This window comes from Demequina sp. NBRC 110057, from assembly GCF_002090175.1.
Taxonomy (GTDB): Bacteria; Actinomycetota; Actinomycetes; order Actinomycetales; family Demequinaceae; genus Demequina.
In genome coordinates, this window is sequence record NZ_BBRN01000003.1 from 601956 (window position 1) to 615340 (window position 13385).

At 71.0% G+C, this 13385-nt stretch carries 12 protein-coding genes; 4 read left to right on the forward strand and 8 right to left on the reverse strand.

Annotated elements, in window-relative coordinates:
- Positions 1 to 4: 4 nt before the first annotated feature.
- Complete coding sequence (locus B7K26_RS02735) at positions 5 to 364, reverse strand: DUF3499 domain-containing protein (protein WP_084077135.1); 360 nt, start codon at positions 362 to 364, stop codon at positions 5 to 7.
- A gap of 71 nt (positions 365 to 435) precedes the next feature.
- On the opposite strand from B7K26_RS02735, the gene B7K26_RS02740 reads away from it, so the two are divergent.
- Complete coding sequence (locus B7K26_RS02740) at positions 436 to 840, forward strand: metallopeptidase family protein (RefSeq protein ID WP_084077543.1); 405 nt, start codon at positions 436 to 438, stop codon at positions 838 to 840.
- Here the strand turns inward: B7K26_RS02740 and B7K26_RS02745 are convergent.
- From B7K26_RS02745 to B7K26_RS02760, 4 genes are all read right to left on the reverse strand, one after another.
- Entirely contained in the window at positions 822 to 2147 is a 1326-nt protein-coding gene (locus tag B7K26_RS02745; RefSeq protein ID WP_084077136.1) for a DUF5719 family protein, read from the reverse strand. The two genes, B7K26_RS02740 and B7K26_RS02745, sit on opposite strands and share 19 nt — an antisense overlap.
- A complete protein-coding gene (locus tag B7K26_RS02750) occupies positions 2144 to 5266 on the reverse strand; it encodes a glycosyltransferase (RefSeq protein ID WP_084077137.1) in 3123 nt (1040 codons plus the stop codon). The genes B7K26_RS02745 and B7K26_RS02750 overlap by 4 nt, the downstream gene beginning before the upstream one ends.
- Before the next feature lie 26 nt (positions 5267 to 5292).
- Positions 5293 to 5613, reverse strand: a complete 321-nt coding sequence (locus B7K26_RS02755; RefSeq protein WP_084077138.1) for a WhiB family transcriptional regulator — start codon at positions 5611 to 5613, stop codon at positions 5293 to 5295.
- Positions 5614 to 5696: 83 nt separating this feature from the next.
- The gene (locus tag B7K26_RS02760) at positions 5697 to 6692 is read right to left on the reverse strand and encodes a glycosyltransferase family 2 protein (RefSeq protein WP_234998662.1); all 996 of its coding nucleotides are present in this window, start codon (positions 6690 to 6692) and stop codon (positions 5697 to 5699) included.
- A gap of 101 nt (positions 6693 to 6793) precedes the next feature.
- Between B7K26_RS02760 and B7K26_RS02765 the strand changes: the two genes are divergently transcribed.
- Positions 6794 to 8044, forward strand: a complete 1251-nt coding sequence (locus tag B7K26_RS02765) for an LCP family protein (RefSeq protein WP_084077140.1) — start codon at positions 6794 to 6796, stop codon at positions 8042 to 8044.
- 166 nt (positions 8045 to 8210) lie between these two features.
- Complete coding sequence (locus B7K26_RS02770) at positions 8211 to 9497, forward strand: LCP family protein (protein WP_143340428.1); 1287 nt, start codon at positions 8211 to 8213, stop codon at positions 9495 to 9497.
- Between the two features lie 76 nt (positions 9498 to 9573).
- Here the strand turns inward: B7K26_RS02770 and purE are convergent, their stop codons facing one another.
- Both purE and B7K26_RS02780 read right to left on the reverse strand, forming a co-directional pair.
- On the reverse strand, positions 9574 to 10077 hold the full coding sequence (gene purE, locus B7K26_RS02775; RefSeq protein WP_084077142.1) for a 5-(carboxyamino)imidazole ribonucleotide mutase: 504 nt from the start codon (positions 10075 to 10077) through the stop codon (positions 9574 to 9576).
- A complete protein-coding gene (locus B7K26_RS02780) occupies positions 10074 to 11219 on the reverse strand; it encodes a 5-(carboxyamino)imidazole ribonucleotide synthase (protein WP_084077143.1) in 1146 nt (381 codons plus the stop codon). The genes purE and B7K26_RS02780 overlap by 4 nt, the downstream gene beginning before the upstream one ends.
- On the opposite strand from B7K26_RS02780, the gene B7K26_RS02785 reads away from it, so the two are divergent.
- Positions 11218 to 11778: a GtrA family protein gene (locus tag B7K26_RS02785; protein ID WP_159449582.1), complete on the forward strand. Its 561-nt coding sequence runs from the start codon at positions 11218 to 11220 to the stop codon at positions 11776 to 11778. The genes B7K26_RS02780 and B7K26_RS02785 overlap by 2 nt on opposite strands.
- A gap of 73 nt (positions 11779 to 11851) precedes the next feature.
- Here the strand turns inward: B7K26_RS02785 and B7K26_RS02790 are convergent, their stop codons facing one another.
- Positions 11852 to 13372 carry an HNH endonuclease signature motif containing protein gene (locus B7K26_RS02790; RefSeq protein ID WP_159449583.1) on the reverse strand — a complete coding sequence of 507 codons (1521 nt, stop codon included), beginning with the start codon at positions 13370 to 13372 and terminating at the stop codon, positions 11852 to 11854.
- Positions 13373 to 13385: the final 13 nt, after the last annotated feature.

Genomic DNA, 13385 nt, shown 5'->3' on the forward strand with positions numbered 1-13385 from the left:
TGCCTCAGGCGTCGGAGGACACGACCCTGAGGTGACCCCGGCGAGGCTCCGATGCCACGGGCGCCGCGACGGGCGCGAGCGGCGCGGGCGCTGGGCGGCCCGCCTCGCGCACGGCCCGGGCGAGCGCGTCGAGGTCGTCGGGGGTCGGGCCGGCATCCACCAGGTCCTGGTGAATGTGCACGACGTCCCACCCGCGCGGGGCGGTGAAGCGCTCGGCGTGGTGAGCGCACAAGTCGTAGCTGTGGGGCTCCGCCTGCGCCGCGAGCTGCCCGACGACCACGGTCGAGTCCATGTACACGTAGGTGAGCGTCGCCGCGGCGGCGCGGTCACAGGAGGTGCGGGTGCACTGACGGGTCGACTTCACAGATGCGACGGTACCCGCGCGACGACGCCGTCCGCCACTGCCACGCCGCCGGGCCGAGTAGCCTCGGCACCATGGGCAGGCGCGATCGACACGACCGGGGCCTGAGGGCGCCGCTACTCCCCTACGACGTGCCCGCGTGGGCCTCCCGCGCGGAGCAGTTCGATGACCTGGTGCGTGACGCCGTCGAGCGCCTCGAGGAGCGGTGGGCCAAGGACTGGGGGCGCGTCGAATTCGGCACGGAGGACGTGCCGCCGTCCGACCCGACGCCGTGGGAGGAGGGGGTGCCGCTCGGGCGGCTCTTCCCCGCCGACCTCGGCCAGCCGGCGCGCGTGGTGCTGTACCGGCGCCCGGTCGAGCTAAGGGCGGACGGGCAGGAACGCGCCGCGCTGGTGCGTGACCTCGTCGCCGAGCACGTCGCCCACCTGGTCAACCGCGACCCGGAGGACGTCGACCCGGATTACGGGCTGCCGACGTAGGGCCCGGGGACGAGGCTCACGACCCTGTCGGGCACCGTGGTCGGCTCGGGCGACAGGGTCGTCACAAAGCCCGCATCGGCGTCGGTAACCCGCAGGGTCCACGCGACGTCGTCCGTGCTGGTGAGCACGGTTCCGGCTGGGGCCTCGACCGGAAGCGTGACCGTGTGGCCCGCGGGGATGTCGGCGTCTACCACTGCCTCGCCCGACTCGTCGGTCAGGGTCAGGTGCGTCGCCGTCGCGCTCGCGGCCACGACGCTCAGCGCGCCGTCGGGGACCACCACGCCTTGCTCAGCATCGGTGCCCGACTGGCCCTCCGTCCAGGCGAGGTCGAGCGCGTGCTCGGCCCCTGCATCGGCCGGCGCCTCGCGGGCGACAGTGACCATGGCGGCCGCCGCGACGGGGGTGGAGGACTCGACCCGCACCGCTGCAACGTCACCCGCCGGCAGCGCAATATCCGTCACCGCTCCCTCGTCGACGCTGACGGCGGTGCCGCCGAGCCAGGACTCGGTGCCGTCGGCGCCGAGGAGCGTCAGGGTGAGGTCCGCGCCCTCGGGGGCGGACACGCGCAAGGTGCCGGGGGCGTCCTCCGTCACGGCCGACGGGACAAGCACCACCTGATCGGTCGAGGTGGCGGTGGGTGAGGCCCAGTCGGTTCCGGCGGCGACGAAGCCGTCGAGGCGGGAATCCTGGAGGCCGGCGCTCACTCCCACGCCGCCCGAGACGACGTGCACGGCGAGGGCGGGCACCTCGGCCTCAACTCCCTCGAGCAGGACCGACTGCTGCGAGCCGGGGCCCAGGGTGATCGACGTGGGGTCGGCCAGTTGTCCCACGGGTCCGTGCAGGGAGACCTGCACCCGCACCGACGCCTCGGAGGGGTTCGACAGCACGAGGCGCGCGCTCGACCCGAGCGAGGTGGAGCCCGCCACGAGCCACTGGTCCTGGCTGGGCGAGGTGCAGCTGAGGCCGGCGAGGCCGCCGATGTCGCCGCCGCCGACGCGCTCCACCTGGCTCGCGACGGCCTCGGAGACGGCCGTTCCGTCACCCATGGGTGTGCCCTCGGGGCTCACGGTGAACATGATGTCGTCCGAGCCCGCGTCCAGGTCGGAGTCGCCCGCGTCGATGGATCCGACGGGCACCTCGAGCGGGCCGGGGCACGCGAGAGGGAGCGCCTGCGGCGTGACGGAGACCTCCTGGGTCTCGGGCGTCACGCCGGCGGCGGGGCCGGGCAGGTCGATGAGGGAGGCGCCCGCGACGAGCGCCGCGGCGACGGCGACGGGGGTCAGCCGGATCAGCGCACGCGTGTTCACGAGCGCACCTCCTTGAAGGTCCTCGTGCGCAGGGGAATCGCCCCGAGCGCGGCCCAGACGAGGGCCGCGGCCGCGAGCCACCACCACACGCGGTGGGAGGTGTCGTCGAAGGCGACCTCCAGGTGGCCGTCGCCGGGCACCTCGAACGCGACACGGCCGAGGTCGTCCTCGACGCGGGTGAGGGCGGTGCCGTCGAGCGAGGCCGCCCACGCCTCGTCGTCGGTCGCGGCGACGATGAGGGTGCCGTCCTCGTTGCCGGTGAGGTCGACGACTCCCGCGGAGCGACCCATGTCGAGCGCCGTGACGGTGCCGTCCCCGGACTCGACCCATGCCCGTGCGACGGGCGACGACGACACCCGCCACGAGGTCCCGCGGTCGGACGACCCCAGGAGCGTGAGGTCGGGAGACTGGGCAAGGGAGTCGGCGAGGGCGTCGGCCCCGGGCTCGGCGACCACGACGGCGACGCCCCACGCGGCGAGCGCGTCGCCGGCACCGGCGGCGCCGCCGAGGAGCTGAGCCGTCGCGTCCCCGAGGACGGCGATGCCGGGCACCGTGGCACCCGAGGTCCGCGCTGCCGAGCGCCCGTCGGGAACGAGTTCGCCCGCCGTCGACAGCACCTCGGTACCGTCACCGGCGACCAGGGTCGCGGTCACGACGCCGTCCTCGCTATCGAGCAGCAGGACGCGGCCGCGGGTCGACTGATCCTGTTCAAGCGCCGCGACGAGGGGGATCACGTCGCGCGAGGAGGCCTCGACCCTGGACGTGTCCTCGCGCGGGGGCCACGCGACCGCGGCGGCATGGCCGACCACGGCCATCGCCACCGCGGCGGTGCCCACGGCCGCGAGGGCGCGCAAGACTCCGCGAACCGTGCCGCGGCCGAGTGCACACACGCCGTCGAGCCCCGCGGCGGCGGCCATGAGAGCACCCACGGCCACGACGGAAAGTCCGGGGCCCGCCCAGCCGTTCGCCGCGGCGGTGCCGGCGCCGGCATCGGGCGACACCACTGTGCTAGAGGACACCACTGCGATCCCTACGCCGACCGCGAGAATGGCGAGCCCGGTGGTGACGATGCGCCAGCGCCTGCCGCCGATCGCGGCGGCCGCGACGGCGACGAGGACGACGGGCACGACCACGCTCGACGCTGCGGCCAGCACACCGGGCACGCCGCTCGCCCCACTCATGGGGTCGAGGAGGAGGTCGAAGACGGAAGCATCGGACGCCGCCGACGGGCCGGGCTCTCGCGCCAGGATCCCGAGCGCGGCATCGGTCACGAGCCCCTGCTGGACCACGGCGAGCAGTCCCGGCAGCCCCACCACGACGGCCGGGAGGGCGATCGACAGCAGGCGCCAGCGGGAGCCGGGCGTCGCCGCCGCGAGCGCGGCGAGGACGACGACCGCGGGAAGCAGGAGGACGGGCGCGGCGATGACGCACGCGCCGAGCGCGAGCGCGGCCACCATGGCGGCCGACGACGACGGCACGCTGCGCGAGGGGAACTCCTCGCCGCCGCCCAGCCGCTCGCCGCGCTGCCAACCGCCCGCGCGCACCACCCCGACCACCACGACGGGAAGCAGGAGGTGGGCGATGACGGCGGCCACGCGACCGTCGTCGATCGACACGAGGAAGGCTGGCATGAGGCCGTAGGCCGCGGCCGCGAGCGCCCGGATCCACAGCGACCGCGAGAACGCGCCGGCCGCTCCCCAGGCCGCGAGCGCGGCACCCACCGGCGCGAGCGCCAGGAGAAGCCCGACGCCGACAGCGAGTCCGCCCGGCACGAGGGCGAGCGGCAGCAGCAGCGGCGCGAGCCCGCCATCGATGGTGGGGGCGCCCAGCGCCTGCTCGGACCATCCGCCGAGGCCGCGGTCCCAGAGGTCGCCGATGGAGGTGTCGGTGACGCCCAGCGCGTCGCCCACAAGCATGTCGCCGCGGGCCACCGCGAGCAGCCACGACCCGTGGAGGAGGGCGGAGACCGCGACCATGGCGCCGGTGACGCCGGCAAGGACCTGGCGGCGCCTGCGGCGCGCGTGGTCGAGCTCGGCCCGCGCGACGTCGGACGGGGCGGAGGCTGCCCGCCAGGTCTCGTAGTCGCCCCACTCGCGCACGCGGATGTCGTGGCGCACCTGGCGCCCGCTCGCGAGCAGCGAGCGCTCGGCCTCGCGTGCGGCCCTGCCCCGTCCCGCCGTGGACGCGACGAGGCGCCGCGACTCCCACAGTCGAGGGAGCCTTGCGGCGACGCGGAACGGCACGGCGAGGTCGGCGCCCAACAGCCTGACGTCGTTCTGGACCACGCGGATCACGCCACGCCACGCTGCGGAGGCGACGGGCGCGATCAGCAGGGGAAGGAGTGCCCACCAGGGGGCGTAGGCGAGGGCGTGGTACCACTCGGCGGCACGGCGTACACCGTAGGTGTCACGCCGCGACCCAGCCTGACCCTCGCCGCCGCGGCGGGCGTAGAGGCTTTCCTGGGCATGGCGCACGCGCGCCTGCGGGACGGCGACCACGTCGCCGCCCGAGCGCCACACGCGGCGGCAGAAGTCGAGGCTGTCGCCCCATCCGTCGTAGGCGGCGTCAAGGCCGCGCAGCCGCTCCCAGGTCTCGCGTCGCACGAGGGCGCCGGCGAGGGAGACCGCGAGGACGTCGTCTCTCGCGTCGTACTGACCCTGGTTGACGTCGTCCTCGTCGACGAGCGTGACGCGGCGTGCCCCCGCACGCGTAGTCGTGGTGCCGAGGCTGACCAGCCTCGTCGGGTCATCCCAGCGCACCTGGGCGGCGCCGATGACCTCGGCCCGGCTGCGCTTGCGCGCCGTCGCCGTGAGCGCCGCGAGCGCTCCAGGCATGGGCGCCGAGTCGTCGTGGAGGATCCAGAGGAGCTCGCCGGGTTGCGCCGGGTGGGCGGCAAGCGCGGCGTCGATCGCCGCGGAAAGGTGGGGGGCGTCGCTGCGGATGAGCGTCGCATCGGGGTGGTCGGGGGGCTCGGGCGGCTCGGCGCCGCCCACGAGCACGAGGTCGAGGCTGTCGGGGACCGGGTCCTGGCCCACGACCGCGTCAAGAACGGCGGCCAGCCGCGGCGACCCACCGTCGCTGACCACCACCGCACGCACCGTGAGGCGCGCCGGACTCATACCCTTCCCACGCGGACCGGACCGGCTTAGACGGCGCGACGCTTCAGCTTGCGCCGCTCACGCTCCGACAGTCCGCCCCAGATACCGAAACGCTCATCGTGCGCGAGCGCGTACTCGAGGCACTCGGACCGGACATCGCAGGAGGCGCACACCTTCTTCGCCTCGCGCGTGGATCCGCCCTTCTCAGGGAAAAACGCCTCGGGGTCGGTCTGGGCGCACAGCGCGCGCTCCTGCCATGCCAGGGGACCGTCATCCTCGACGCCGTCGAAGATGTCCACCACCGACGCCAATGTGGGTGATGGCCTGCCCGCGTCCGAGGGCACTGCGCCTTCGTAGATATTCCACATAGGCCTTCCCTCCGATTCACCGCAGGACGAGAACCTGCGATGTAGGAATTACACCCGTGTAATCCGCGTGCGTCAAGTCGAGATCAGCGGACGCCCCGCAAGAATCCCGCTCCCCAGGCCAAATGCATGGTAGCCAGCACGAGGGGCATCCTGAGGGCCGCCTCTCCCCCCGCGCGTTCTGCCAGCAGCGCCGATGCGCCGAGCACCCCGAGAAGGTAGGCCACGGGCAGCGCCAGTAGCGACGCGAGCCACGCGGCGCCGACGGCCAGCCCGAGCACACCGAGCACGAGCCCGACGGCCACCGCGATCGTCGCGATAGGCGCGGCAAGGTAGCGCGCTGATCGCGTGCCCGGGTGATACCCGATCACCTCGCGCCGCCACTGCCCCGTGCTGAAAAACTGTCGCGACAGCTCCTTCCACGTCGCGCGCGGAAAATACGGCACCTGCATCTGCGGGACGAACCACACCGTGTATCCGGCATCGCGAAGCCGCTTGTTGAGTTCCCAATCCTGCGCTCGCACAAAATGAGGGTCGTACATGCCGACGTCTTCAAGCGCCTCGCGGCGGAACGCACCGAGGTACACCGACTCCGTTCTGCCCGCAACACCACCCTGGCGGTGACCGGCGCCGCCGAGTCCCCATACCGACGACATCGCCACGGCGACAGCGCGCTGGAATGGCGACGACCCCTCGGGCACCATGCGCCCGCCCACATTCGCCGCGCCGGTCGTGCGCAGCGCGTCGACAGCCAGATCGAGGTATCCACGCGGCATGAGGGCGTGCCCATCCATCCGGACAATGACGTCATGGCGCGCAGTGGAGATCGCGGCATTGAGCGCCTCCGCGGTGAGTCCCGACGGATTCGCCACGAGGGTGACCCGGGGGTCATCGGCAAGGGCAGCGGCCACGCGCTCCGTGCCGTCGGTCGACGGTGCCACGGCCATGACCACTTCCACTTCCCCGCGATACCCCGCCATGAGTACCGACCGCACACTCGCGTGCAGGTGGGCCGCCTCAGCTCGTACCGGCAGCACCACGCTCACCGCGGGCAGTGCGGGCAACGGAGGCAGAGAGATCACGGGTGCCAGAGTAACTGTGTCCGGATCTACCCTCGCGTGGCGCACCGCGGGATACAGTGCGACATGACCGCGGCAGGGTCGCCGCGAGACAAGGAGCATTCGTGGAATCCCGCTCGGCATCCGTTCCTCAGCACAGCACGCACGGCCAGCGCCGCGGCGCTCTCACGTGGTCGCTGACCGCGGCGTCCGCGCTCATCGCGCTCGTCCTGATCGGCCCGCTCTCGTACGCGGCGCTCGCGTTGAGCAACACCGACACCGCGGATGTACGCGACATCTCCGCCGCCGATGGCGATGGAACGGGAGGGGACGACGCGGACACTCCCACCAATTTCGCCGGTGGGGAACCGCTGAATATCGCTCTCATCGGCATCGACTCCCGCGAGGGCGACAACGCGGAGATCGCCGCCGACGACGTCGAGGGCATGCGCGGCGACACCACCATGGTCATGCACATCAGCGCCGACCGTTCCCGCATCGATGTCGTGTCGATCCCCCGCGACTCCCGGGTCCAGATCGCGGAATGCGAGTACTTCGACGGCACCACGAAGCCGGGGTGGACAGGGAAGTTCAACGAGGCCCTGTGGAGTGGCGGCCGCTACGGAGACCGCGGCGAGGGCGCCGCGTGCGTCATGAAGACGATCACCGAGCTCACCGGGGTCGACTTCGACGGGCACTTTGCTCTCGTCGACTTCGCGGGCTTTGAGGACATGGTCGACGCGATCGACGGCATCCCCATGTGCATCACCGAGGACATGTACTCGAAGGACGCAAACCTTGACATTGAGGCCGGGGCGCAGGTCCTCGATGGCGAGACCGCGCTCGCGTTCGCACGTGCCCGAAAGGGCACCGGCTTGGGCGGCGACGGTACCGATCTGGCGCGCATCGAGCGCCAGCAGGAACTGCTGACCAACATGGCCAGGAAGGTCCTCGGCATGAACCTCCTCACCGACACGGCGCAGCTCAACGCGTTCCTGCGCGCAGCACTTGACTCGCTCACGCTCGACACCGAGCTCGCCGATCCCCGCAATGTCATCGGCCTCGCCTACTCACTGCGGAGCTTTGACACCGACAACCTGACCTTCTACACGGTCCCCTGGCACTACCCGGGGGACGACAGCACTGACGTGCTGTGGACCGAGCCAGACGCGAGCCTCATGTGGAAAGCGATAGTCGATGACGTTCCCGTCGGCTCGATCGAGGATGGCTCCACCAGCGCCCCCTCCGCGACCGCCACAGCGACGCCGGAGGCCGCGCCAACGATCTCTCCGTCGTCGGAGGCGACCCCGTCGACGACGCCCTCACCCGAGCGCGAGACCCAACAGGACATTCTTGACACGTGTGAGGTCCCCTAGGCGTACATCCGGCGGTGGTCAAGCGCCGCGGCGAATGTGCCGATAATGGGGACGGACGCGCATCGTGAGCGCACGGCGGCCGCGGTCCCCAGGGGAACACGGCCCATACGCCGCACGTTAGGCTCGCGAGCGCCACCGCGCCCACCCACCGGAGGAGGACCCACCCGTGAGCCCAGCCCCCACGCGGCCCCGCGCCCGTCACGGAGCGCGCGCCGCGCACCGGCGCATCCTGGTGAGCATCGCCAGCGGCGTCGCGGCCCTCGCGGGATTCGCCGTGGTCTACGGCGCCACCAACGCGCTACTCCTCCAGAACAGCTTCGAGACTCACGACGTCTCAAGCCTGCTGGCCAGCGGTGACTCGGACTCGTCGGTGGCGACCACCGACAACTCACCTACGGACTTCGCCGCCGGCGAAGACCTCAACATCGTGCTCATCGGCACCGACGAGCGCAACGGCGAGAATGCCGAGATCGGCGGCGATGTCGCCTCCGGAATGCGCGGCGACACCACGATGGTGATGCACATCAGCGCGGACCGCTCCCGCATCGACGTGGTGTCGATTCCCCGTGACTCTCGCGTGCGCGTGTCCGACTGCAAGATGTACGACGGCTCGATCGTCAAGGGATGGACCGCCAAGTTCAATGTCGCCCTCGCGAACGGCGGCAAGAATGGCGACCGCGGCGAGGGAGCGGCGTGCGTCATGCAGACGATCCAGGACCTCACCGGTGTCGATCTGGGCGGGCACTTCGTGATGGTCGACTTCTCTGGCTTTGAAGACATGGTCGACGCGATCGATGGTGTGCCCATGTGTATCGCTCAGGACATGCGTTCCAAGAAGGCGAACCTCGACCTCGAGGCGGGCGCGCAGGTGCTCGACGGCGAGACGGCGTTGGCGTTCGCCCGCGCCCGTACGGGAACGGGCCTGGGCGGCGACGGCACCGACCTTGCGCGCATCGAGCGCCAGCAGGAACTGCTCACGAACACCGCACGCAAGGTGCTGGGACTCAACTACCTCACGGATGTGCCAGAACTCACCCACTTTGTGCGAGCCGGTGCCGAGTCGCTCACGATGGACTCCGACCTCGGCTCCCTCAACAACATCGTCGGTCTCGCCTACAGCCTGCGGAACTTCGACACAGACAACCTGAACTTCTACACCGTGCCGTGGGCCTACGCCGGCGACGGCAGCGGCGACGTAGTGTGGACCGAACCCGACGCCACGGCGATGTGGCAGGCAATCATCGACGACGTGCCGATCGAATCGGCCACGGAGAACGTCGCCGACCCGACCCCCGAGGCCTCACCCTCCGCCGAGCCGTCCACGAGCGTCACCGCCGAGCCGAGCGAGGAGCCGTCCGCGGCGACGAGCACCGAGCCCACGCCTTCCGCGAGCCCCTCGCCACTGCGAGAGACGCAGGACGAGATCCTCGCTGGCTGCGTGGTCGCCGAATAGTCGTTGACGCACAAGGGCCGGTCCCCCTCGGGGGACCGGCCCTTGTGCGTGGTGTCGAGAAGTGCGATTGGCACTGTCAGAGCCGGCGCAACGCCTCACCCTTGGCGTAGGCGACGTCGCGTAGGCGAGCCTGGAAGTGCCGCATGCGCTCACGCACGGCGGCACCGCTCGGACCCTCGGATGCGCCGAGGATGCGCGCCGCGAGCAGGCCGGCGTTACGCGCCCCGCCGATTGACACCGTCGCGACCGGCACCCCGGCAGGCATCTGGACGATGCTCAGGAGCGAATCCATTCCGTCGAGGTGCTTCAGCGGCACCGGGACCCCGATCACGGGAAGGGTGGTCACGGATGCGAGCATCCCGGGCAGGTGGGCGGCGCCGCCGGCGCCGGCGATGATGACGCGGATTCCGCGTGCCTCTGCCTCGCGACCGTACGCGATCATCTCGTCGGGCATGCGGTGCGCCGACACGACGTCCTTCTCGTAGGGGATGCCGAACTCGTCGAGCGCCTCGGCGGCGGCGGCCATCGTGGGCCAGTCAGAGTCGGATCCCATGACGATCCCGACGACGGCGTCGCTCATGCGGGTGCTCCATCCCTCACGACGGCGGCCGCGGCCACCGCACGTGCGTAGGTCTCGGCGCGGTCCGCGCCCGAGAGGTTGACGTGGCCGACCTTGCGCCCGGGGCGCACGTCCTTGCCGTAGAGGTGAATCTTGGCCGAGGCGTCGGTGACGTCGCCGAGCGCCGACTCGAGGTCCGTCCGGGCACCGCCGAGGACGTTCGCCATGACAGTCCACGGCGCGGTCGGCGCCGTGTCTCCCAAAGGGAGGTCGAGCACGGCGCGCAGGTGCTGCTCGAACTGGCCCGTCACCGCGCCGTCCATGCTCCAGTGGCCCGAGTTGTGGGGGCGCATCGCGAGCTCGTTGATGAGGATGCCGTCCTCGGTCTCGAACAGCTCGACGGCGAGAGCGCCCGTGACGTCGAGCTCCTCGGCGATGGTGCGTGCGATGCTCTCGGCCTGCGCGGCGAGGTTCTCCGACAGTCCGGGCGCGGGCGCCGTCACCTCCGAGCAGACTCCGTCGCGCTGGACCGACTCCACCACGGGCCAGGTGCGCGCCTCGCCCGACGGGCGTCGGGCGATCTGCACGGCGAGCTCGCGCACGAACGGCACCTTGCGCTCGAGCAGGAGGCGCGGGCCGCCCGCCTGGGCGGCCTCCAGCCACCCGCGGGCATCGGCGGCGTCGCGGATCACCATCACGCCCTTGCCGTCGTACCCGCCGCGGGCGGTCTTGAGGATCGCCTCGCCGCCGTGGGCGTCGAGGAAGTCGCTGACGTCCTGCTCCGTGCGAGCCTCGGCCCAGGCGGGGTTGGGAAGCCCGAGCGCGTCCATGCGCGCCCGCATCTCGATCTTGTCCTGCGCGAAGGTGAGCGCGGCGAGACCCGGGCGGACCGGGACACCGGCCTCCGCGCATGCCGCGAAGACCTCGGCGGGGATGTGCTCGTGCTCAAAGGTCACGGCGGCGGGGCGCGGCGCGGCGAGGAGACGCTGGATGGCCTCGGGGTCCGTCGGCAGTCCCACGACCGCCTCGTGGGCGGGAGCGGCCGCGGCGGCGGTGTCGGACTCGACGAGGATCCTCAGGGTCACACCGAGCGCTGTCGCGGCTGGCGCCATCATGCGGGCAAGTTGGCCTCCGCCGATCACGGCGACGATGGGGGAAGTCATGGCTGAACCCTACCCGCGACTACGCTCGTCACTCGTGACGATCATGGACCGGCTACGCGCCAGGGCGGCGGAGTTGCTGCGCTTCGGCGCGGTAGGTCTCGCCGGGATCGTCGTGAACCTCGGCGTGTTCAATCTCCTGCGGTTGGGGCCGCTCGCGCCACACGCGGAGGTGGCCGGCGACGACGACCGGGTGGTCACTGCGAAGATCATCGCGACCCTCACGTCAATCCTGTTCGCGTGGGTCGCCCACCGCGGGTGGACCTTTCGTGGCCCGAGCCGTCACCGCCCGATCGCGGAGCTCGCGCTGTTCGGGCTCATCAATGCTGTCGCGCTCGCCATCGAAGCGGCGGTGGTAGCCGTGAGCCACCACGGGCTCGGGTACACGTCCCTCATGGCCGACAACGTCGCGTCGGTGCTCGGCATCGGCCTCGGCACCATTGCGCGCTACGTGGGCTTCTCGCTATTCGTGTTCTCGTCGGAGGCCGATGCCCCTCACGTGAGCGCCGCCGAGGTCGCCTCCGATCCCGCCGCGCCCCTCGACCGCCTCGACGACGACTAGGGGGCAGCGCGGCGCGCGCTCCCTGGCAGGCGGTGGGGCAGGCCGCGGGTCCAGCGGTGGGTCCGGAGGTGGGTCAGGCGTGGAGCAGTTGGTTCAGGGCTGCGTCTTGTTCGGGTGTGGGATAGGGGTCGTCGAAGCGGTGGGGGTTGCTCGCGTTCCAGGCGGCGATGAGTGCCTCGTCGCCTCTCCAGTCGTCGTCTGGTGTGGGTGGAGGGTCGAGGTCAATCTCGAAGGCCGCTCTACCACCGACGAACCGTTGGTGTTCGTCGCTGCCCGGGGGTGTGAAGTACACCTGCCCGGCGATCACATCGATGCCCCACCCGTAGCGGTGCACGTCATGGTGGCAGCGGGTGCACAGCATCACGCCGTTATCGATCGTGGTGGCTCCACCGTGTTCCCACCAGCGAATGTGGTGCGCCTCGCAGTGGGAGGCAGGAGCACCACACCTGGCACAACCCCCATCCCGGTCCAGCAGCGCGATCCTTTGGGTGCGGCTAAACCCGCGATGTTCGGGGCTTTGGTGAAGCACGTTGCCATGAGCATCGACGAACTGGTGGATGGAGGCAGCATCCCCACAGCACATCCCGAGAGACTCGAGGGAGACCGGCGTCTCGATCCCGTCGATCGTGCCCACACCGGTGCGACGCTCGATATCGCGCTGGGTCACCCGCACCACCATCGTGGTGCGAATCCCCGAGCGATGCATCTTGCCGCACCCCAACGCGTGACGAGCCAACTCGTGAAGCGCATCCGCCCGCATCTGACCCACCGAACGCGTATCAGTCACACCGTCACCGCTCGCGCTGGGGTCATTGGGTCGTGACTGGTTGCGGATGTCCCTCGTGGCCAGCTGTTCGAGGACCTCGATCACCGGGGCGGCGGTCACGGCGTCCATCTGCCCGTGGAAGACCACCACACCACCGAGCTTTTCTTTCCACCACACATACCGCTCGTCGTGATGGCGTCGTTCGCGCTCCACCAGCCGCTCATGGTCGAGCTTCGAGATCACATTGGCCACCACGCGCTGCATCCGGTGCACGCTCAGACCGTGAGCCTTGTCCACCAGCTTGCGCTCCACGTCGTGCAGGTAGGAGTCATCGACGCGACCGGCCACCAGGTTGAGCCCCTCGACGATGATGCCCGCCACATCGACCGACAAGTCACCATCGGCCTGCGCCCGCGCCACACACGGATACTTCGGCCGCATCACCGGCGGGCGATCGGAGCCCGGTGGGACCGCCCCGGAAGGCAGCGGGCCGGGCTCACCACCGGGCTGCGACGTCACGTCGACCGGCACCGGTGTGAACGCGTCACCTGCCTCCATCGACCGCTTCGCACGCTGCACACTGCCACCGGTCAACGACGAGATCAGATTGCCCGCATTGCCATGCCCCTCACGCCGGGCGAAACCACCACCAGGCTCCTCCGGAGCACTACGCCGCTTCACCTCGGCCGCATACCGCGCAGCAAGCGTCCCCGCGATCTTCTCCAACCGCGCGGCAGCCTCCAACTGATCCCATAACTCATCCCGACCCAGCGCGGCAACATCCACGGACATCAACTCCCCCATCAGGGAGCCAATCCGCTCAAACATCGCCGTCGTCCTC